General features: G+C 68.8%; 17 protein-coding genes. 7 read left to right on the top strand and 10 right to left on the bottom strand.

Going from position 1 to position 19,513, the window contains the following annotated elements; all coding sequences use genetic code 11:
• Nucleotides 1–149: 149 nt before the first annotated feature.
• Complete coding sequence (locus tag VGE03_RS07615; protein WP_331045878.1) at nt 150–1,094, top strand: hypothetical protein; 945 nt, start codon at nt 150–152, stop codon at nt 1,092–1,094.
• Here the strand turns inward: VGE03_RS07615 and VGE03_RS07610 are convergent, their stop codons facing one another.
• Nucleotides 1,095–1,973 (bottom strand): branched-chain amino acid aminotransferase, encoded by an 879-nt coding sequence (locus VGE03_RS07610; RefSeq protein ID WP_331045877.1) that lies wholly within the window; start codon nt 1,971–1,973, stop codon nt 1,095–1,097.
• Between the two features lie 88 nt (nt 1,974–2,061).
• Between VGE03_RS07610 and VGE03_RS07605 the strand changes: the two genes are divergently transcribed.
• The 3 genes from VGE03_RS07605 (at nt 2,062) to VGE03_RS07595 (ending at nt 4,869) form a co-directional block, all read left to right on the top strand.
• A complete protein-coding gene (locus VGE03_RS07605) occupies nt 2,062–2,793 on the top strand; it encodes a response regulator transcription factor (RefSeq protein WP_331045876.1) in 732 nt (243 codons plus the stop codon).
• A gap of 178 nt (nt 2,794–2,971) precedes the next feature.
• Nucleotides 2,972–4,315 (top strand): ATP-binding protein, encoded by a 1,344-nt coding sequence (locus VGE03_RS07600; protein WP_331045875.1) that lies wholly within the window; start codon nt 2,972–2,974, stop codon nt 4,313–4,315.
• 65 nt (nt 4,316–4,380) lie between these two features.
• Nucleotides 4,381–4,869 carry a hypothetical protein gene (locus VGE03_RS07595; RefSeq protein WP_331045874.1) on the top strand — a complete coding sequence of 163 codons (489 nt, stop codon included), beginning with the start codon at nt 4,381–4,383 and terminating at the stop codon, nt 4,867–4,869.
• Here the strand turns inward: VGE03_RS07595 and VGE03_RS07590 are convergent.
• From VGE03_RS07590 to VGE03_RS07580, 3 genes are all read right to left on the bottom strand, one after another.
• A complete protein-coding gene (locus VGE03_RS07590) occupies nt 4,859–5,662 on the bottom strand; it encodes a pyrroline-5-carboxylate reductase family protein (protein ID WP_331045873.1) in 804 nt (267 codons plus the stop codon). The two genes, VGE03_RS07595 and VGE03_RS07590, sit on opposite strands and share 11 nt — an antisense overlap.
• Before the next feature lie 4 nt (nt 5,663–5,666).
• Nucleotides 5,667–6,170, bottom strand: coding sequence for a YbjN domain-containing protein (locus tag VGE03_RS07585; protein WP_331045872.1), 504 nt, complete (start codon nt 6,168–6,170; stop codon nt 5,667–5,669).
• Nucleotides 6,171–6,234: 64 nt separating this feature from the next.
• The gene (locus VGE03_RS07580; RefSeq protein WP_331045871.1) at nt 6,235–6,510 is read right to left on the bottom strand and encodes an accessory factor UbiK family protein; all 276 of its coding nucleotides are present in this window, start codon (nt 6,508–6,510) and stop codon (nt 6,235–6,237) included.
• Nucleotides 6,511–6,691: 181 nt separating this feature from the next.
• Here VGE03_RS07580 and lgt point away from each other — a divergent pair, with 181 nt between their 5' ends.
• Genes lgt through pgeF form a run of 3 tightly spaced genes read left to right on the top strand, consistent with a single transcriptional unit; the run spans nt 6,692 to nt 9,433 of the window.
• Complete coding sequence (gene lgt / locus VGE03_RS07575) at nt 6,692–7,570, top strand: prolipoprotein diacylglyceryl transferase (RefSeq protein WP_331045870.1); 879 nt, start codon at nt 6,692–6,694, stop codon at nt 7,568–7,570.
• 4 nt (nt 7,571–7,574) lie between these two features.
• A complete protein-coding gene (locus VGE03_RS07570) occupies nt 7,575–8,660 on the top strand; it encodes a class I SAM-dependent methyltransferase (RefSeq protein WP_331045869.1) in 1,086 nt (361 codons plus the stop codon).
• A 2-nt stretch (nt 8,661–8,662) separates the two neighbouring features.
• Nucleotides 8,663–9,433: a peptidoglycan editing factor PgeF gene (gene pgeF / locus VGE03_RS07565; protein WP_331045868.1), complete on the top strand. Its 771-nt coding sequence runs from the start codon at nt 8,663–8,665 to the stop codon at nt 9,431–9,433.
• Nucleotides 9,434–9,443: 10 nt separating this feature from the next.
• On the opposite strand, the gene lpxC is transcribed toward pgeF, so the two are convergent.
• The 6 genes from lpxC to VGE03_RS07535 all read right to left on the bottom strand — a co-directional run bounded on the left by lpxC (nt 9,444) and on the right by VGE03_RS07535 (nt 19,406).
• Nucleotides 9,444–10,343: a UDP-3-O-acyl-N-acetylglucosamine deacetylase gene (gene lpxC, locus VGE03_RS07560; protein WP_331045867.1), complete on the bottom strand. Its 900-nt coding sequence runs from the start codon at nt 10,341–10,343 to the stop codon at nt 9,444–9,446.
• Between the two features lie 221 nt (nt 10,344–10,564).
• Nucleotides 10,565–12,133, bottom strand: a complete 1,569-nt coding sequence (ftsZ, locus tag VGE03_RS07555) for a cell division protein FtsZ (protein WP_331045866.1) — start codon at nt 12,131–12,133, stop codon at nt 10,565–10,567.
• A gap of 472 nt (nt 12,134–12,605) precedes the next feature.
• Nucleotides 12,606–15,989 carry a TonB-dependent receptor gene (locus tag VGE03_RS07550; protein ID WP_331045865.1) on the bottom strand — a complete coding sequence of 1,128 codons (3,384 nt, stop codon included), beginning with the start codon at nt 15,987–15,989 and terminating at the stop codon, nt 12,606–12,608.
• Nucleotides 15,990–16,248: 259 nt separating this feature from the next.
• Nucleotides 16,249–17,574, bottom strand: coding sequence for a cell division protein FtsA (gene ftsA, locus VGE03_RS07545; RefSeq protein ID WP_331045864.1), 1,326 nt, complete (start codon nt 17,572–17,574; stop codon nt 16,249–16,251).
• Between the two features lie 18 nt (nt 17,575–17,592).
• Nucleotides 17,593–18,480, bottom strand: a complete 888-nt coding sequence (locus VGE03_RS07540; protein WP_331045863.1) for a cell division protein FtsQ/DivIB — start codon at nt 18,478–18,480, stop codon at nt 17,593–17,595.
• A complete protein-coding gene (locus tag VGE03_RS07535; RefSeq protein ID WP_331045862.1) occupies nt 18,468–19,406 on the bottom strand; it encodes a D-alanine--D-alanine ligase in 939 nt (312 codons plus the stop codon). Before VGE03_RS07535 ends, VGE03_RS07540 begins: the two co-directional genes overlap by 13 nt.
• Between the last annotated feature and the right edge of the window lie 107 nt (nt 19,407–19,513).

Genomic DNA, 19,513 nt, shown 5'->3' with positions numbered 1-19,513 from the left:
TGGGCGGCCGGAGGCGCCCTCCTTCGACGACGACGCGCGCCGCCAAGCTCGGCCTTGCCACAACGCTGGATTGCTCTCCATAGTGGACGCACCCTTGGAGTACGCAGTCGATGTCAGTGACGTTTTCCGGCCTCCGCCTTCCCCTCCTTGTGGCGTCCATCCTTCTCGCCGGCGCCTCCGCCTACGCCCAGACTCCGCCCTCGACGCCTCAGGCGCAGGAGCCGACGCAGCTGGAGGACGTGACCGTCGCGGCCACGCCGTTGCAGCGCACCAGCCGCGCCTTCGTGGAATCGGTCTCGGCCCCCGCGCCGGGCCGCAAGGCGGCGGCTTGGCGCGACCCGATCTGCGTGGGCGTCAGCGGCATCCGGCCCGACGCCGCGCAGGCCATGGCCGACCGCGTGCTGGATTGGGGCCACAGTCTCGGCCTCCAGACCGGCAACCCCGGTTGCGCGCCCAACATTTTCGTCATCGCCACCGATGACGGCGACGCCACGGCGCGCGCGTTGGTTCGGTCACGCTCAAGGGAGTTTCGTATCGGAGCCAGTGGCGTCGATGCCGGTGAAACGGCATTGGAGGCCTTCCAAAGCTCCGGCGCCCGCATCCGCTGGTGGCATATCAGCCTGCCGGTGAACTCCGACACCGGCATGCCGATCATCCGACTGCCCGGACAGTTCCCGTTTTCCGCCGGTCGTCCAATTCGAAGCCCTGCGGACCTCGGGGCTTACGGCAACCAGGTGGAGCCGTCACGCATCAATGAGCGATCTCGCGACGACCTGATGCAGGTCATCATCATCGTGGAGATGGCCGCCTTCGACGAAGCGAACTTCAATCAGGTGTCGGACTACGTCTCGATGGCGGCCCTGGCCCAGATCGATCCCGAGACCTCGCCGCCGACGCCGTCGATCCTGCATCTGTTCGACACGACGCGCGCGCAGGAGCCGTCCCTGACCCGCTGGGACCGCGCCTATCTGGAAAGCCTGTACGCCGTCAGCACCGTCGTCGCGGGCGGCACGTCCGGTCGTGTCGCCGAAGGCATGGCCAGCCGGCTGGAGGCCGAACCCGCCCCCGAACCGGAGACCGCCCCGACGCCCTGATCAGAGCTGGCCGCGGACCAGCCGGCCGTAGTCTTCCATCAGGCCGAGGCTCAGCGCGCCCGGGGTGAAGCGGTACTCGCCGATCTCGCTGACCGGGGTCACCTCGGCGGCCGTGCCGGTCAGGAAGCACTCGCTGAACGTGGCCAGCTCTTCCGGACGGATGTGACGCACCACGACCTCGATGCCCTTGGCCTTGGCCATTTCGATCACGGTCTGGCGGGTGATGCCGTCCAGGATCGCGTCGACCGGCGGGGTGTGCAGCACGCCGTCCTGCACGAAGAAGACGTTGGCGCCGGTGGCCTCGGCCACATAGCCGCGCCAGTCCAGCATCATCGCGTCCGAGTAGCCGCGCTTCTCGGCGGCGGTCTTGGACATGGTGCAGATCATGTACAGGCCCGCGGCCTTGGCCGCCGACGGGGCGGTCATCGGGTCCGGCCGGCGCCACTTGGCCCACTCCAGGCGAATCCCCTTCGCCTTGGTCTCCGGATCGAAATAGCTGGGCCAGTCCCACACGGCGATGGCGACGTGGGTCTTGTTGTTGATGGTCGAGACGCTGACCTGCTCCGGACCGCGGTAGGCCACCGGACGCACATAGCAGTCCGAAAGCCCCATCTTTTCACAGGTTTCCTTGCAGGCGGCGTCAATCTCGGCCACGCTGTAGGGAAGATCAAAATCCAGCAGGTTCGCGGAGCGCTTCAGACGCTCCGAATGCGGCGTCAGCTTGAAGATTTCGCCGCCATACATACGCTCACCCTCGAACACCGACGAGCCGTAGTGGAGGGCATGGGTCAAAACGTGCGTTTTCGCGTCCCGCCAGGGCACGAAATGCCCGTCCATCCAGATCCAGCCGTCACGATCGTCGAAAGGAACGAAGGCCATTGAATAACGTCTCCCGCGAAACTCCCCGGGTTAGACCCGCCGGAATCGCTCAGGTCAACGCCTGTCGCGCGTACAAGGTCGCATCCGCATGACGGACGTGCGTCCTTACGGCCGTTCAGGCCCTATCGCGGGCCCCGGCGCGGGTCGTCACCTGCTGGTCGTCGACGACGACGACCGCATCCGTGAACTGCTCAAGGAATTCCTGACCCGCGAGGGCTATCGCGTCACCGGCGCCGCCCACGCGGCCGCCGCCAAACGCCTTGTCGAGCTGATCGAGTTCGACCTGATCGTGCTGGACGTGATGATGCCGGGCGAAAGCGGCTTCGACCTGACGACCTGGATCCGCTCCAAGGCCGAGACGTCCAGGACCCCGGTCCTGCTGCTGACCGCCAAGGGCGATCCGGACGACCGCATCGAGGGCCTGTCCCGCGGCGCCGACGACTACATGTCCAAGCCTTTCGACCCGCGCGAGCTGGCGCTGCGCATCGACGCCATCCTGCGTCGCACCGGCGGCAAGCCCCTGACCCCGCGCGAGATCAAGCTGGGGCCGGCGGTGTTCGACATGGAGCGGCTGGAACTGCTGAAGGACGGCAAGCCCCAGCGCCTGACCGAGGCCGAGGCCCAGTTGCTGAAGACCCTGGCCATCCACGCCCACGCCCCGGTCGAGCGCATGAGCCTGTCGCCGGACACCGCCGACATCACCGGCCGCGCGGTCGACGTCCAGGTCACCCGCCTGCGCCGCAAGCTGGAGGCCGACCCCAAGAACCCGCGCTACCTGCAGACGGTGCGCGGCGTGGGCTACATGCTGGCGCCGGATTGATGACGGCCGCGCTCCATCTTCCTTCCCCCCTCGCGGGGGAAGGTGGGCCGCGGAGCGGCTCGGATGGGGGGGCTGGCCGACACCGCTCGGCGGTCTCCGGGAAACAGGACAGGGCGGTGTTTCACCCCCCATCCGCCAGGCTCCGCCTGCCACCTTCCCCCGCAAGGGGGGAAGGACATTGAGGCTTCTGCCCGCCGCCCTCTGGCCGCGCTTCCTGAAGCGGCGTCTGCCGACCTCGCTGTGGGGCCGGTCGCTGCTGATCATCGTCCTGCCGGTTCTGGTCATGCAGGTGGCCGTCACCTGGGCCTTCTTCGACATGCACTGGCAGACGGTGACCGCGCGCCTGTCCGACGGGCTGGCGGGCGACATCGCCTGGGCGGCCGAAAGCTATGCCGACGACCCGACGCCCCGGAACCTCGAGGTGATCGCCGAGCGGGCCCAGCGCTCCATGTCCCTGTCCATCGCCCTGCAGGAGGGCGAGACCCTGCCCAGCGAGACCCGTCGCGGCGCGCTGGGCGTGGTGGACCGCACGCTGGAACGCGCGCTGAAGGCCCGGGTGGACCAGCCGGTCTGGTTCGACACCACCCGCTACCCCGCCTACGTCGACATCCGCGTGCAGCAGCCGCAGGGCGTGCTGCGCATCATCGCCCCGCGCGAGCGCGCCGTGGCGACCCAGGCCCACATCTTCGTGCTGTGGCTGCTGATCGCCACCGTCCTGCTGATGGGCGTGGCCATCCTGTTCATCCGCAATCAGGTCCGCGCCATCGAGCGGCTGGCCGAGGCGGCCGAGGCCTTCGGCCGGGGTGAGCCGCGCGAGCGGTTCAAGCCCTCGGGCGCCCGCGAAGTCCGCGCCGCCGCCCGCGCCTTCATGGATATGCGCGACCGCATCCAGCGCCACATCGACCAGCGCACCGCCCTGCTGGCCTCGGTCAGCCATGATCTGCGCACGCCCCTGACGCGCCTGCGTCTGGAGCTGGCCCTCGCCCCGCCGTTCAAGCGCGCCGAGGCCATGAGCGGCGACATGGACGAGATGGAGCACATGATCGACGAGTATCTGGCCTTCGCCCGCGGCGAGGCCGGAGAGGCGGCGCAGGACGTCTCCATCCCCGAATTGCTGGCCGCCGCCGCGGAAGACGCCCGCCGCGCCGGGGCCGAGGTCGAGGTCGTCGCGCCCGAAACCCTGACCGCCGCCGTCCGGCCGCTGGCCTTCAAGCGGGCGGTGATCAATCTGGCCGGCAACGCCGCCGCCCACGGCGAGCACGTCCGCCTGACCGCCCGCCCCCTGCCCTCCGGGGGCTTCGAGATCGCCATCGAGGACGATGGCCCCGGCATTCCGGACGACATGCATGAGGAGGCCTTCCGGCCCTTCTCGCGGCTGGACGAGAGCCGCAACCAGAACCGCAAGGGCGTCGGGCTGGGCCTGGCCATCGCCCGCGACGTCGCCCGCGGCCACGGCGGCGACATCCTGCTGGAGCGCAGCGATCTGGGCGGCCTGCGCGCCCTGATCCGCATGCCGGGCTAGCCGTTGCCAAGCCCCACCGGAGCGCCCATCTTTCCGGTCAGATCGGGGTAGATCCGGAGACTGTCATGCGCAAACTCGCCTTTCTCGTGCCCTTCGCCGTCACGGCGGCCCTCGCCGGCGTCGCGGCGGCCCAGCCGACCGTCAACGTCACTCTCGGCAGCGAGCTTCAGGAAAAGACCGCCGGGCTCGGCGACCGCGAGGTGCGGGCCCAGGTTGATCGCCTGGCCGAGGTGGTGTCGCGCGCCATTGCAGGCGACGCCGAGCTGGCCGGCGCCCGCATCGATCTGGTCCTGACCGACCTGAAGCCCAACCGCCCCACCTTCCAGCAGGCGCTGGACCGTCCGGGCCTCGACCCGATCCGCAGCATCTCCATCGGCGGCGCCGAGATCGAGGGACAGATCACCCTGGCCGACGGCACGGTGCAGCCGGTCCGTTACCGCTGGTTCTCGACCAATCTGGGCGACGTGCGCGGCTATTCGGTCTGGCAGGACGCTGATCGCGCCTATCGCCGTCTGGGCTCGAACCTGGCCGCCGGACGCTACGTCAGCCGCTGAGCGCCCGCGCGCGGGCCACGGCGGCGCTGACGGCGGCTTCGGCCGCGCGGGCGGCGTCGCCCCCCTCGCTCATGGCGTCCAGCCCCGCCCGCGTCGTGCCGCCCGGAGAGGCGATGCGGGCGATGAGGGCGTCCAGCCCCTCCCCTGTCTCCAGCCCCGCGCCCGCGGACCGCAGGGCGCCGCGCGCCAGCCGCATCGCGGCTTCCTCTGACAGCCCCTGCCCCACGCCGGCCTCCGCCATCGCCTGGACGAAGGCGTAGATGAAGGCCGGCGCCGATCCGGCCACGGCCGTCGCCGCGTCCATCAACGCCTCATGCTCCAGCTCGACGACGTCGGCGATCGGGGCGAACAGCGGCCGCACCTCGTCCCGCCATTGATCCGCGTCGGCCCACAGGGCGGCCACGCCGCGCGCCTGGGCGATCCCCGTGGTCGGCATGACCCGGGTGATCACGCCCGGCATGACGCCGCCGATATCCGCCGCCCGAACCCCCGCCATCAGGGAGACGGTCACGCCCGGATGATCGAACGCAGCGATCAGCGGCTGCACCGCCGCCCGCCAGATGGCCGGCTTGACCGCCAGCACCACGGCCCGCGGCCTGTGCAGGGCCTCCATCGGCGGATTGACCCGCGCGCCGCGCGCCCGCGCGGCTTCCGCCACGGGCTTCTCCGACGGGGTCAGGATGATCAGGTCCTTCGGATCGACCGCGCCGGTGGCCAGCCAGCCCTCGACGAGGGCCGACCCCAGCCGCCCGCAGCCCACCAGAACCACGGGCCTGTCGGCATAGCCGGTCATCGGATCAGGCGGTGCCGACGGTCTCGAACAGGCAGGCGTCGATCGCCTCCTGCGGCTTCTTCGATCCGCGGATCATGAAGTCGAACGCCGGGTAGTAGCGGTCGGCGGCCTCGACGGCGGCGTCGATCATCGACGCGGCCTGCGCCAGGGTCGGACGCTCGCCCAGCGGCAGGGCCAGTGAATGGCGGAAGACGATCTCGCCGTCCTCGGCCCAGACCTCGAAATGGCCCATCCAGGTGCGCTGGTTGATCAGGCCGACCAGTTCATAGGCGGCGCCGCGACGGGCCTTGGAGGCCTGCAGGTCCAGCGCGCAGCACAGCTGCAGGCAGTCGCCCTCGGGACGCCAGGCGAACCACAGTTCGTAGTCCTTCCAGTCCCCGGCCAGCGAGAAGGCCAGGTCGCCTTCGTCAGTGCGGTCGAACGGAAGGTTTTCCGCCACCAGCACATGCTCGACCACGTCCAGCGGATCGAAGGGGGTATCGATTTCTTCGGGCCGAACGGCGTCCATCAACTCTTCCTCGGGCGCGACTCACGCCCTGTTAAGGAACCGTAGGCGGGTTCGCAGATTCGGCTCAACCGGCTGCGTCCTGAGGGGGAACAGTCGCTGTGGACGTTCCCTTGCGAGGCGTCTTGGCGGCCTTCAGCGCGGCGATTTCCTCACGCAAAGCCGACACTTCCGCCTTCAGGGCATCGAACTCGTCGCGCCGGACCAGGTCCATTTCGGCGACGAAGCGGTCCGCCTGGGCGCGCATGGCGGTCCTGGCTTCCTCCCCCGCCGTCTGGGCCAGGCCCATGGCGCCGGTGGCCAGTTTCGAGAACTCGTCGAGGAAGGGATTGCGGCTTTGCATGGGTCTCTGACGCTCCGACTCGGACAGGTGAGCAGGGTTAACGAAGGTTGACCCGATATGGTGAACGAAACCTTGTCATGGATGCGGCGAAAGCGCCGCGACGGCGTTACCGAAAATTCGGGGACGGGATCGGCGACGCTTGCTAAACCTCGCCTCCGAGGAAACGCCGTCAGGAGCGCCCGTGCAATTTCCCGAGTTCAATCCGGTGTGGTTCAGCATCGGTCCGCTGGACATCCGCTGGTACGCCCTCGCCTATGTCGCGGGCATCGTCCTGGGCTGGTGGTACGCCGCCCGGATCATCAAGACCGAGCGCCTGTGGGCGCCGGGCAAGCCGCCGATCTCTACCCAGCAGTTGGACGACCTGGTGCTGTGGGTCACCCTGGGCATCATCCTGGGCGGCCGTCTCGGCTTCGCCCTGTTCTACCAGCCGCACCTGTACGCCCAGTTGTTCGCGGGGCCGGACAACTTCGCCCTCTTCCGTCTGTGGGACGGCGGCATGTCCTTCCACGGCGGCTTGCTGGGCTGCACCCTGGCGGTCGTGCTGTTCGCCCTGCGCTCGAAGGTGCGCATCCTGACCATCGGCGACATCGCCCTGGCCGCCGCCCCCTTCGGCCTGATGTTCGGCCGCCTGGCCAACTTCATCAACGGCGAGCTGTGGGGCCGCGAGACAACCGTCCCGTGGGGCGTGAACTTCTGCAACCAGCGGGCCCGCGACATCTACGGCGCGACCTGCGAATACCTGGGCCAGGGTCCGGGCGACGTCGTGCGCCACCCCAGCCAGCTGTATGAGGCGGGCCTCGAGGGCGTCTTCCTGCTGGGTCTTCTGGCTTTCGCCGTCTGGAAATGCGGCCTGCTGCGCAAGCCGGGCTACGTCACCGGCCTGTTCCTGCTCGGCTACGGCCTGATCCGGGCCCTGCTGGAGACGGTGCGCCAGCCTGACGTCGGCCTCGACCACCTGCCCTTCGGCCTCACCATGGGCATGATCCTGTCCACGCCGATGATGCTGATCGGCCTGTGGCTGATCTGGCGCGCCTGGAGCCGCCCGCCGGTCTCGGCCTGACGTCATGAGCCTGAAGGACCGGCTGGCGCGTGAGATCGCCCTGACGGGACCGATGACGGTCGCCGATTTCATGACCCGCTGCCTGCACGATCCGCAGGACGGCTACTATGCGACCCGCCCCGCCCTCGGCGCGACCGGCGACTTCATCACCGCGCCGATGATCAGCCAGATGTTCGGCGAACTGATCGGCCTGTGGGCGGTCGAGCTTTGGCATCGGCTGGGCGCGCCCGAGCGGGTCCGGCTGGTCGAGGTCGGCCCCGGCGACGGCACCCTGATGGCCGACGCCCTGCGCGCCGCCCGGCTGGCGCCGGACTTCCTGCAGGCGGTCGACCTGATCCTGATCGAGCCCAGCGCCCCCCTGCGCGCGGCCCAGGCCCGTATGCTCGCCGACAGCGACGTCCACCCCCGCTGGGTGTCGTCCCTGCAGCAGATCGAGACCGACGCCCCGGTGATCCTGATCGCCAATGAGGTGCTGGACTGCCTGCCCGCCCGTCAGTTCGTGAAGACCGAGGACGGCTGGGCCGAGCGCTGCGTGGGCGTCAGCGACGCCGACAGCGGCGGCGGCGAGCTGCAGTTCGGTCTGGTGCGGATCACCGGCGGCTTCCGCCGCCCGGACTACGAGGTCGAGCCGGGCCAGACGGTCGAGATTTCCGACCAGCAGGCCGTCTTCGGCCGCGATCTGGCGACCCTGCTCACAGCCTCGGGCGGCGCCGCCCTGATGATCGACTACGGCCGGTCGAAGCCGGAGGCCGGAGACACCCTGCAGGCCCTGAAACGCCATCAGAAGGTCGATCCGCTGGCCGAACCCGGCGAGGCCGACCTGACCCAGTGGGCCGACTTCCCCACCGTGCAGGAGGCGGCGGTCCACGCCGGCGCCGGCGTCACCGGCTGTCTCGGCCAGGGCGAGTTCCTGACGCGGCTGGGCATCGAGGCCCGGGCCGACCGGCTGAAGTCCGGCCGCCCCGACGCCGCCCCCGTCATCGACCGGCAACTGGCGCGCCTGACCGACGACGACCAGATGGGAACCCTGTTCAAGGCCTGCGCGATCTTCTCTCCGCACACCCTGGTCGTGCCGGGCTTCGAGGAATAGCCATGTCGCTGGAGCCGATCACCCACCCCCTGCTGGAGCGCGCGGGCGTCCGCCACGGCTTCTTCACCCGCCGCGGCGGCGTATCGGGCGGCCTCTATGACAGCCTGAACACCGGCCTGGGCTCCACCGACGATCCCGCCGCCGTGGCCGAGAACCGCCGTCGCATCGCCGCCCACATGGGCGGGACGCCGGACGACATCGCCGCTTGCTACCAGATCCACTCCGCCGTCTGCCGCGTCGCCGAGGCGGGCTGGAAGGGGGAGCGGCCCGAGGGCGACGCCGTCGCCACCGCCGCGCCCGGCGTCGTCTGCGGCGTCCTGACCGCCGACTGCGCCCCGGTCCTGCTGGCGGACCCCGAGGCCGGCATCGTCGGCGCGGCCCATGCGGGCTGGAAGGGCGCGCTGGGCGGCGTGGTCCACTCCACCGTCGCCTCAATGCAGGCTCTGGGCGCCGACCCCTCGCGCATCGTCGCCGTCGTCGGCCCCTGCATCGCGCAGGCGTCCTATGAGGTCGGCGCCGACTTCGAGGAACGTTTCGCCCACCATGATCCGGGCAGCGAGCGCTTCTTCGTCCCCGGCTCCGCCCCGGACAAGAGGCTGTTCGACCTGCCCGGTTTTGTCCTTTGGCGCCTGGAACAGGCGAACGTGGGTCAGGCGGCGTGGACCGGCCATGACACGCGGGCGGACGAGGCGCAGTTCTTTTCGAACCGCCGCGCGTTCCTGAATGGAGAGCCGGACTTCGGGCGGCTGATGAGCGCGATCAGCCTGGGCTGATACTGGGGCTTCAGCCCGCCATCGCCATTTGCGGCACGCGGGTGACCACGCGCCAGGCCTGCGGGTTGGCCAGCAGTTCGCGGACCAGCAGGTTGTTGATCGCGTGACCGGCCTTCACGCCCTCGTAGCGGCCCAGCAGGGGCGCGCCGAGGACGTACAGGTCGCCGATGGCGTCCAGCGCCTTGTGCTTCACGAACTCGCGCTCCATGCGCAGCCCGCCCGGGTTCAGGATCTGGTCGCCGTCGATGACCACGGCGTTCTCGAGGCTGCCGCCGCGGGCCAGACCGGCCTTGCGCAGCGCCTCGACCTCATGGGCGAAGCCGAAGGTGCGGGCGGCCATGATCTCGTCGCGGAAGGTCTTCTCGTCGACGACGAAGTCCACGACCTGATTGCCGATGACCGGCGTCGGGAAGTCGATCTCGAACCGCATCTCATAGCGGTCGCAGGGCAGCAGGACGGCGCTCTTGTCGCCTTCCTGCACGCGGATCGGCTCCAGGATCTCGATGTACTCGACCGGGGCCTCCTGCTTGCGGAAGCCGGCGCGGTCCAGCAGCTGGACGAACTGCAGGGCCGAGCCGTCCAGGATCGGCAGCTCGGGGCCGTCCACCTCGACCACGGCGTTCGACACGCCGAGCGCGGCGAAGGCGGCCATCAGGTGCTCGATCGTCGACAGGCGCACGCCCGCCGCGTTCTCGATCATGGTGTTCAGGCGGGCGTCGACGACGGCCTCGCCCGAGACCGGAATACGGTTGTCGCGGTCGGTGATGTCGGTGCGGACGAAGACGATGCCCGTGCCGACCGGCGCCGGGCGCACGGCCAGACGCACGCGGTCGCCCGTGTGCACGCCCACGCCGGCGATGATCGCGGGCGCGACGGTCGTCTTCTGCAGATGGTCGTTACGGACCGACAAACTCGAACTCTCTTCTCAATTGCGCCCCGCCTCTGCGTGCGGAGTTCGCCCCACGTGTTGGTTAGCGATGTCTTCGCAAGCGCGAAATGAAAGTCGGGTTTCGGATTGTTTCGGTCTGAAACAGGGAAGGGTCGAGGCCTGAGGGGCGAGGGTCGAGGCAAAAGCAGAAGGGGCGGCCCCTGCGGACCGCCCCCTCGAACCTCTACCCTCGAACCTCGACCCTAGTTGGCCAGCCGGCGCAGGAAGGACGGGATTTCCAGATCGTCCTCGGCCTGTCCGAGTTCCGGCTCGAGGCTCGGCTGGACCTGGCTGGTGTGGCGCATTTCCGTCTGGCGCGGGTTGCCGGACGGATAGGTCGGTTGCTGCTGGCGCTTCTTGCCGAACAGGCTCCAGCCGCTCTTGCGGTGGTCGCGGTCGTCGTAGCCGTCGTCATAGGCCGGCTCGGGGCGCGGCTGCGGCTCCGGCTGGCGGTCCAGATACAGCTCGCCCTGGGCCTGCGGGGCAGCCTCGGCGGCGGCCGGACGCGGACGGGACTCGAACTCCTCGACCCACGGGTCGACGATCGGCTCCAGCGTGCGCTCCTCGGCGACGTGGATGACCGGCTCGGGCTTCGGCTCGGGAGCCTCGGCTACCGCACCGTACGCCGGTTGAGCGGGCTGAAAGGAGGGGACGATGGGGGCTTCCTCGACGCGGGCGCGCACCGGCTCAGCGGCGCGGACCGGCTCCGAACGCACCGGCTCCGAAGCGCGCGGCGCGAACGCCGGGGTCGGACGGCGGGTGTCGAAGGTCGAGGCGCCGGTCGACGGCGGAGCCTTGGCGGCCGACATGTCTTCCATGCCGGTGGCCACGACCGAGACGCGGATCTTGCCGTCCAGGGCCGGGTCGAAGGCGGCGCCGAAGATGATGTTGGCGTCGGCGTCCACTTCGCCGGCGATGGCGTTGGCGGCCTCGTCGACTTCCAGCAGGGTCATGTCCATGCCGCCGGTGATGTTCACCAGCACGGCCTTGGCGCCCTTCAGCGAGGTCTCGTCCAGCAGCGGGTTGGCGATGGCGTTCTGGGCGGCCAGCAGGGCGCGGTCGTCGCCCGTGGCTTCGCCGGTGCCCATCATCGCCTTGCCCATCTCGCTCATCACGGCGCGGACGTCGGCGAAGTCGAGGTTGATCAGGCCCGGCAGGATCATCAGGTCGGTGATCGAGCGCACGCCCGAGTGCAGGACCTGGTCGGCCATGCCGAAGGCGTCGGCGAAGGTCGTGCGCTCGTTGGCGACGCGGAACAGGTTCTGGTTCGGGATGACGATCAGGGTGTCGACGTAGCGTTGCAGCTCCGCGATGCCGGCCTCGGCCAGGCGCATGCGGTGACGGCCTTCGAAGGTGAAGGGCTTGGTGACGACGCCGACGGTCAGGATGCCGCGATCACGGGCGCATTTGGCGATGACCGGCGCGGCGCCGGTGCCGGTGCCGCCGCCCATGCCGCAGGTGATGAAGACCATGTGGGCGCCGTCCAGATGGCCGAAGATCTCCTCGGCCGATTCCTCGGCGGCGTTCATGCCGACTTCCGGGTGCGCGCCGGCGCCCAGACCCTGGGTGATGGTCTCGCCCAGCTGGATGCGGCGATCCGTCTTGGCGAAGCTGAGATGCTGGGCGTCGGTGTTGGCGACGACGAACTCGACCCCTTCAAGGCCGGCGTCGATCATGTTGTTGACGGCGTTGCCGCCTGCGCCGCCGACGCCGAAGACGACGATCCGGGGCTTCAGTTCCGTGGCTTGCGGACGCACCAGCGAGAGAGACATTTTTCCGACCCTAATTCCGACCCTGCCCAACCAGTCCCAATGCGAGATCCCCGCCGAATCGCATTGGTTATGAGCGCGTTAAGGAAGCGCCCGAACTGCTTAAGGGAGTGTTACCGGATAGGCTGAGTCGGAGCGCCGGCCATCATTTTCGTTAACCTGCACCACAGAAAGTCCCCGTTTTGCGGGGTCCGCTCCAGCTTGGCCGTTAACCATGACGGGCGGATGCGGGATCTGACCGGCTGCGGGCGCGAAGGCAGCAGGCAGTAGGCAGCAGGTCGGCGCCGGGGCCTCGCAACGCAATGGAGCCAAGGAAGGTGGAATCACGGCGTCCGGCCGACACGCGGCCCTGCCCTCCTCCGAGCTAACGCCCCCTGCTGCCTGCTGCCTGCTGCCTGCTGCCTGCCCCCTCCGGACAACGAAAAAGGGCGGCTCTTTCGAGCCGCCCTTTCCCTGTTCTGGATCGAACCGGAACTTACCAGGGACGGTAGTTCAGGCCGATGAAGAAGCGGGTGCCGTACGGGTCCATGCTGTCCACCAGGGTTTGACCCAGGTAGGCCGGCTGTTCGGCGTCGAACGCGTTGACCACGCCGGTACGCAGGCTCAGCTGGTCGTTCACGTTGATGCGGACCGTGAAGTCATGGCGGGTGAAGTCACCCGTGTTCATGTACTCCGGCAGACGGGCGTCGACGTTGCCCGACTGAACCAGGTCACGGATCATCGACGAGTCCTGACCCGCTTGCCAGTCAGCGGTCCAGTTGACGCTGAAGGTGTCGTTCGGGGTCCAGGTCAGCGACGAGCTGAAGCGAACGCGCGGGTAAACCAGACCGGTGGTCAGGTCGTTGAACACGGTCGGGCTCAGCGGATCGACGAACTGCTTCTGCTCGATCAGCCACAGGCCGCGGATCGAGTAGTCGAAGCGGCCCCAGGCCTTGCCGAACATTTCTTCGGTGTCGAGCGAGTAGCGCGCGGTGAAGTCCAGGCCGCGGGTTTGCAGCTTGGCGTAGTTCAGCGAAGCCAGGACGAAGCCCGGAGCGCCGCCGGCGCCGCCGACCATGAAGCCCGTCGAACGCGAGGTCGGGTCCATGGTGACGCCGTCCCAGCTGTCCGTCGCGTCACGCCAGATCAGCTCGACGCCCGAGCCGTCGCAGATGTTCGACAGCGTGGTGCCGTCGACGCACTGGTTGGCCAGCGAGTTCAGGGTCGGGGTCGCGATCACGTCGTTGATGGTGATCTCGTAGTAGTCGAGGACCAGCGAGAAGTTCGGGAAGAAGCGCGGCTCGATCACCGTCGAGAAGGTGAACGATTCCGAGGTTTCCGGACGGAGCAGCGGGTTGCCGCCGGCCACGCCGCTGATGCCCGAGGAGTAGTTCGGAGCATAGTCGTCGACGTTGGTCGCGGTGTTGCCGTTGAAGTCGTAGAAGCCGACCGGACGACCTTGCAGCACCAGCAGAGCGTTACAGTTGGCCACGCGGTTGGCGCGGACATCAGCCGACTGGTTGATGATCTGGTTGGTCGCGCACGGATCGGTGAACGCGTTGGCGAAGGTTTCCGTGTTCGGCGAGAAGTTTTCGCCGAGGTTCGGGGCCCGGAACGAGGTGTTGTACGAGGCCTTGAACGCGATGTCCTGGATCGGACGGTACACGAAGTTCACGCCGTACACGTCGCCGGTGCCGGCCGTGGTGTAGTCGAAGTAGCGGTACGAACCGCTGATTTCGGCGTACTTGCCTAGCCAGGTGTCGCGGAACAGCGGGATCGACAGTTCGGCGAACAGTTCTTCCGACTCATACTCGGCGCCCGGGAAGTCCGGACCGGTGTTCAGGAACAGCCAGCGGTCGCCGGTGTCGGCGTCACGGCCGATCGCTTCGGTGTATTCACGGCGGTATTCAGCACCCACCGCGACGCCGATCGGGCCGGCGCCGAAGAAGTCCCACAGCTCGCCGGAGACGAAGGCGATCGCCTGCTCCTGCTCGTTGCGCTCGTGCACGGTGATCGCGGCGTCGATGTAGTCCAGGGCCGCTTGGCTCTGGTTGCCGGCGCCGAAGACGTTGATCGGAACGCACTCGTTCAGGGCGGCGATCGACGAGGCGCGGCCGTTGCCGCCCGCCGACGTCGGCCCAATGTTGCCACCCCAGTTGTTGTCGAAGACCGGCAGGCCTTGCGCTTGCAGCAGCTTGGCGCGGCAGACGACTTCGCCCGGACGGCCGTTGACCAGACCGGCGGTGTCGACCACGGCGTCGGCGGCCAGGGTGAAGCGGTGGGTGTCGATGCCGCGCTCGGTGTTGTCCATCTCGGCGACGCCGTAGACGTACGACAGATCCCAGGCCACGTTCTTCAGGAAGAAGATGTCGCCCAGGTCACCGTTGATGTCGAACAGGTAGCGCTGCAGCTGGCGGTTGTTGTCCTGGGTACGGTCCGGACCCCACATGGAGTGACGGGCGTACTGGGCCACCGAGGTGGCGCCCGGCGCGCCCGGAGCGGTCGTCGTCGGAGCCAGGAAGTTGGTGACGGTGTTGTTCTGGATGGCCGTCTTCACGACCGCCGGCAGATAGGCGTTGTCCGACCAACGGATGTCGAACTGCGAACCGCTGCGGGCGATGTTGGTGCTGGTCGCCGCGTACGAGTTGACCAGGTTGATGTCGAAGAAGGTCGGCTGCGAGATATCGAAGGTGTTCTCGTCGATATACTTCGCTTCCAGCGACAGGTTGATGTGCGGCGTGATCGCGAAGTTCAGGCCGGCGGCGAAGCGCTGCGACTCCGACGACGGAACGCGCGACTTCTGACCGAACGTGGCGGCGTTTTCACCGTCGCCGCCGATGTTGTTCGGGCGGTTGATGGCGCCGGTGCCGATGCGGGTGCCGAAGTCGGCCAGACGGGCGGTCGAGCCTTCGTAGATCCAGGTCTTGCCCGGGGTCACGCCGTAGCAGTTCGCCGAGGTGAAGCTGGTGCACTGGCCGTACGGGATGTCCGGATCGTTCAGGGCGCTGGGCTGCTGGGCGTTGGCCAGGGTGGTTTGACCCCAGCTGATGAGCTGCAGCGTGCGACGGTTCATGAAGAGCGTCGAGTCGATGATGCCGTCGTTCGGCGACGTGCTCGGATCGACGTCGGTGGTCGTCAGGACCGACGCGGCGGCCAGCCAGTCGATGTCGAGGACGTCGACGTCGTCGATGTCTTCGTATTCAGCGAAGGCCCACAGGTTCAGACGGTCGTCCAGCAGGTTGGTGCCGATCAGCGCCGAAACGCGCTTGTTGGCTTCACCGCCCTGGTTGATCTGGCCGTAGTTGGCGTCGATTTCCAGACCTTCGAAGTCCTTGCGCAGGACGAAGTTCAGCACGCCCGAGACGGCGTCAGCGCCGTAAACCGACGAGGCGCCGCCGGTGACGATTTCGACGTTCTCGATCAGCAGGCGCGGGATGGTGTCGACGTCGACGGCCAGCGAGCCGCCGTTCGAACCGACCTGACGACGGCCGTCGATCAGGGTCAGGGTGCGGCCCGAGCCCAGCGAGCGCAGGTTGGCCAGCGACAGACCGCCGTCACCCAGGTTCGAACCGGTGGTGTCCGACGGGACGACCGAGTTCGACAGGGCCGGGATGGTGGCCAGGTAGTCGATGATGGTCGACTGACCGGTTTGCTGCAGCTCTTCCCCCGAGACGGTGATCAGCGGGGTCGGCGAGTTGGTCGGGTCACGACGGATACGCGAACCGGTGACGACGACTTCGCCCAGGTCGGTTTCGTCCTGAGCAGCCTGGCCCTGAACGGTCACGCCCGGGAGCTGGCTCTGAGCGAAGGCCGGAGCCGCCACAGCCATGACCCCGGCCAGGATCGTAGTGCCAAAGAGATACTTGCGCTTGATTAGCATGTGTTGGGCCCCAACCGATAAAGGATGCAAGACGCAGCGCTCCACCCGGAGGGGGAACACTGTTTCGGATTGCACGCTAGCAGCAAAGGCGGCTGCCACAAGGGATTGTGGCCGCTTGGCGACCAATCGAGACCCGGGTTGTTACAATCCGGACACAGTCTCGCCACGCAGGCGAGAAAAACGGCCCCTTGAGGCCGGATAACGGCAAAACTCTCGCCGTTATCTCCGCGAAATTGGGGCGCTGGCGCGGCCCTGAAGGCTAGAGATTTTCGCGCAGCCAGCCCGCCGCGCGGCCCAGAAGGCCGCCCGCGTGGGCGCGCGGCGCGTCCGCCGCGGTGATCTGGCGACTCATCAGTTTCCGGGCCGAAACCGCCTCGCGCGGACCGTAGGCGGCGCGCAGAAGCACGCCCGCCGCCGAGCAGAATGCGGGGCCGGAAGCGGCGTCGGCGAGGTGAGGCGCGCGTTGCGGCTTGCCCAGGCGCACCGGGCGGTCGAACACCCGAACCGCCAGTTCACGGACACCATTCAGCTGGCTGGCGCCGCCGGTCAGCACCAGGCCCGCCCCGGGCTCGAGCCCGACGCCGGCGTTGCGCAGGCGGTCGCGCAGCAGCTCGAGGGTCTCCTCGACCCGCGGCGCGATGACGGTCTTCAGCATGGCGCGCGGCACGATGACCGGACCTGCCGAGGCGTCCTCGCCGCGCGGCGGGGCCTCCAGCATCTCGCGGTCCTCGTTGGCGCTGGCCATCGCCGATCCGTGCAGGGTCTTGAGCCGCTCGGCGCCGGCGCGCGAGGTCGACAGCCCCCGGGCGATGTCCGCGGTGACGTGATCGCCGCCGATGTTCAGGGATTCGATGTGCAGCAGGCTGCGGCCGCCCCAGACCGCGGCCGAGGTCGCGCCGCCGCCCATGTCGATGCAGACGCAGCCGAGGTCCATCTCGTCGTCTTCCAGCGCGGCCAGAGACGACGCCACCGGCGCGGCCACCACGCCCTGCAGGTCGAGGTGGGCCAGCTCCAGACAGTGGCTTAGGGCGTTGAAGGCGCTTTCGGCCATGGACACGACCAGCAGGTCGAGCCCGAGCGACTGTCCCCGCATCGAGCGCGGATCGTGCACGCCGCGCGCGCCGTCCACCGACCAGCTGATCGGCAGGACGTGGATCGGGCGACGGTTCGGCAGGCGGATCTGGGCCAGGGCGAGGGCGATCGCGCGCGCCAGGTCGGAATCGCCGACCGGGTGCTGTCCCAGCGAAACCCGCGACTGGACGCGATGGCTGGCCATCTGGCCGATGGCCGTGGTCACGACCACGCCCGAGACCGGCGAGCCGGCGGCGCGCTCGGCGCGCTCGACCGCGTGGCCGATGGCCTGGGCGGCCTCTTCCATGCTGATGATGCCGCCGCCCTTCACGCCGCGCGACTGGACGTGCCCGGCCCCGGCGACCCGCACAGTGCGGTCCGCGTGGCGCACGCCTTCCGGCTTCATGATGAAGCAGCCGACCTTGGACTGGCCGAGATCGAGCGCCGCCACCACGGGAACCCGTCCCGCGCCGCCGCGACCATCCACAGTTTTGTCCACAGACCGTCCGGCCATGCGTCGTCCTCTCATCACTCAGGCGTCGCCGGACGAGGGCCGGACGGCGACCTCTTCCGGAGTTCTCAGGTCGATCCGGGCGAAGCCCAGTTCCAGCAGGCGGCGGCGCTGGTCCATCTCGTCGAGCTGGATCAGGGCGGCGTCCTGGTTGGTGGCCGGCAGCTGGATCAGGCTGCCGTCCTTGAGGCGCAGGTCCCAGCGCCGCTCGTCGACACGGACCAGCGCGTCGAGGCGGCTCATCAGCCGGGGGCGCTGGGCGACCAGAGGCAGGATTTCGGCGGCGGCCTGTTCGGCGCCCACGCCGACGACCAGCGGCAGGGCGGGATAGCGGCCCGGATCAGCGCCCGGGATCACCCGCCCCTGCCCGTCGATCACCTGGTTGCGCCCGGCGACCTGCCAGATCGCCATCCGGTCATGCTCGACCACGTGCACGATCAGGGTGTTGGGAAGCAGGCGCACGACGCGGGCCGACTTGACCCAGCCCACGCCCTCGACCCGCTCGCGCACGGCGTCCAGGTCGATGGAGGTGATCGGCTGGCCGGACTGCAGTTGGACGGCGCGCTGGATCGAGGCCGTGGCCTCGGCGCTCTCGCCCTCGATGAAGACCTTCTCCAGCTTGAAGCCCATGCCGACGGTGACGCCGTCAATTCCCCGTCCGAACGACGCGCCGATGCGCTCGGCGCGGGCGCCGGTCGCCAGAACGCCGCCGAGCAGCAGGACGCCCGCCGTGATGGAGATGATGACCGCGCGGGGCGACAGGTCCAGACGACCGATGGCCGCCACCTTGCCCGGGATGGGCGAAGCGTTGCGGGGCGCGCGACCGCGCCCTCCGTTCCGGGGCGCCGCGCCGCGTTTTGCGGTCTGGCTCGAATTCTGTCGCCGACCGCCGCGAACTACCGCGGGCATGAGGCGTCCTCCACCATCCACCGGACAAGGTCTTTGTATTCCAGCCCGCAGTACGCGGCCTGCTCGGGGACGAGCGAAGTCGGCGTCATGCCGGGCTGGGTGTTGACCTCCAAGAGGACCAGAACGTCCTTAACATCGTCATAACGGAAGTCGGATCGGCTAACGCCCCGGCAACCAAGCGCCTTGTGGGCGAGTTCCGCCTCGCGCATCGCCGCCTCGAACACATGGGCGGGCAGCTCGGCCGGCAGCTTGTGGACCGATCCGCCGGGCGCGTACTTGGCTTCGTAGTCATAGAAGCCCTTCACCGGCGTGATGTCGGTCACGGTCAGGGCGCGCGGGCCCGCGGCCTCGCCCAGGACGGTGACGCACAGTTCCTTGCCGGGGATGTAGGGCTCGACCATCACCTCCTCGCCATAGGTCCAGTCGGGCGCCCCGACCTCCGTCTGAGGGCCGTTGGCGCCTTCCGGCACCAGATAGACCCCGACGGACGAGCCCTCGGCGTTCGGCTTGATCACATAGGGGGGCGGGATGACGTGGCGGCTGGCCACCTCGTGCCGGTCGTACAGGCCGCCGCCGGGAACCTCGACGCCCGCGGCGCGCAGGACGGACTTGGTCTTGTCCTTGTCCATGGTCAGGGCCGAGGCCAGCAGGCCGGAGTGGGTGTAAGGGATCTGCAGGGTCTCGAGGATGCCCTGGACGCAGCCGTCCTCGCCCCATTCGCCGTGCAGGGCGTTCAGGACCACGTCGGGCTTCAGCTCGGTCAGCACCTGGGCCAGATCGCGCCCCGCATCCACGCGGCTGACCCTGGCCACCTGCCCTTCCAGGGCGTCGGCGCAACCCTTGCCGGAACTGAGCGACACCTCCCGCTCTGACGACAGACCACCCATCAGGACGGCGACGTGAAGGTCGGAAAGGGGACGGGTCATGATCGGCTCCGGGCATCTTCAGCGCCCTCCAACCGATTGCCGCGAGGACGGTTAAGAAGCCTTAACCAGAACCCGGCCTGTGCGAGATAAATTGGGGGTGAGCGGCG

The organism is Brevundimonas sp. (assembly GCF_036400995.1).
Taxonomy (GTDB): domain Bacteria; phylum Pseudomonadota; class Alphaproteobacteria; order Caulobacterales; family Caulobacteraceae; genus Brevundimonas.
Note: the sequence above shows the minus strand (reverse complement) of the source record. Positions and strands in the feature narration are given on the sequence as shown.

What these genes read in the sequence shown, in the direction of transcription:
- VGE03_RS07585 (WP_331045872.1), bottom strand. Translation starts at nt 6,170, where the DNA reads ATGGACGCCGTTCGGCCCGAAGAAATCGATACCCCCTTCGATCCGCTG.
- VGE03_RS07580 (WP_331045871.1), bottom strand. Translation starts at nt 6,510, where the DNA reads ATGCAAAGCCGCAATCCCTTCCTCGACGAGTTCTCGAAACTGGCCACC.
- VGE03_RS07590 (WP_331045873.1), bottom strand. Translation starts at nt 5,662, where the DNA reads ATGACCGGCTATGCCGACAGGCCCGTGGTTCTGGTGGGCTGCGGGCGG.
- VGE03_RS07540 (WP_331045863.1), bottom strand. Translation starts at nt 18,480, where the DNA reads ATGCCCGCGGTAGTTCGCGGCGGTCGGCGACAGAATTCGAGCCAGACC.
- VGE03_RS07550 (WP_331045865.1), bottom strand. Translation starts at nt 15,989, where the DNA reads ATGCTAATCAAGCGCAAGTATCTCTTTGGCACTACGATCCTGGCCGGG.
- VGE03_RS07595 (WP_331045874.1), top strand. Translation starts at nt 4,381, where the DNA reads ATGCGCAAACTCGCCTTTCTCGTGCCCTTCGCCGTCACGGCGGCCCTC.
- VGE03_RS07535 (WP_331045862.1), bottom strand. Translation starts at nt 19,406, where the DNA reads ATGACCCGTCCCCTTTCCGACCTTCACGTCGCCGTCCTGATGGGTGGT.
- VGE03_RS07605 (WP_331045876.1), top strand. Translation starts at nt 2,062, where the DNA reads ATGACGGACGTGCGTCCTTACGGCCGTTCAGGCCCTATCGCGGGCCCC.
- pgeF (WP_331045868.1), top strand. Translation starts at nt 8,663, where the DNA reads ATGTCGCTGGAGCCGATCACCCACCCCCTGCTGGAGCGCGCGGGCGTC.
- VGE03_RS07610 (WP_331045877.1), bottom strand. Translation starts at nt 1,973, where the DNA reads ATGGCCTTCGTTCCTTTCGACGATCGTGACGGCTGGATCTGGATGGAC.
- ftsZ (WP_331045866.1), bottom strand. Translation starts at nt 12,133, where the DNA reads ATGTCTCTCTCGCTGGTGCGTCCGCAAGCCACGGAACTGAAGCCCCGG.
- ftsA (WP_331045864.1), bottom strand. Translation starts at nt 17,574, where the DNA reads ATGGCCGGACGGTCTGTGGACAAAACTGTGGATGGTCGCGGCGGCGCG.
- VGE03_RS07570 (WP_331045869.1), top strand. Translation starts at nt 7,575, where the DNA reads ATGAGCCTGAAGGACCGGCTGGCGCGTGAGATCGCCCTGACGGGACCG.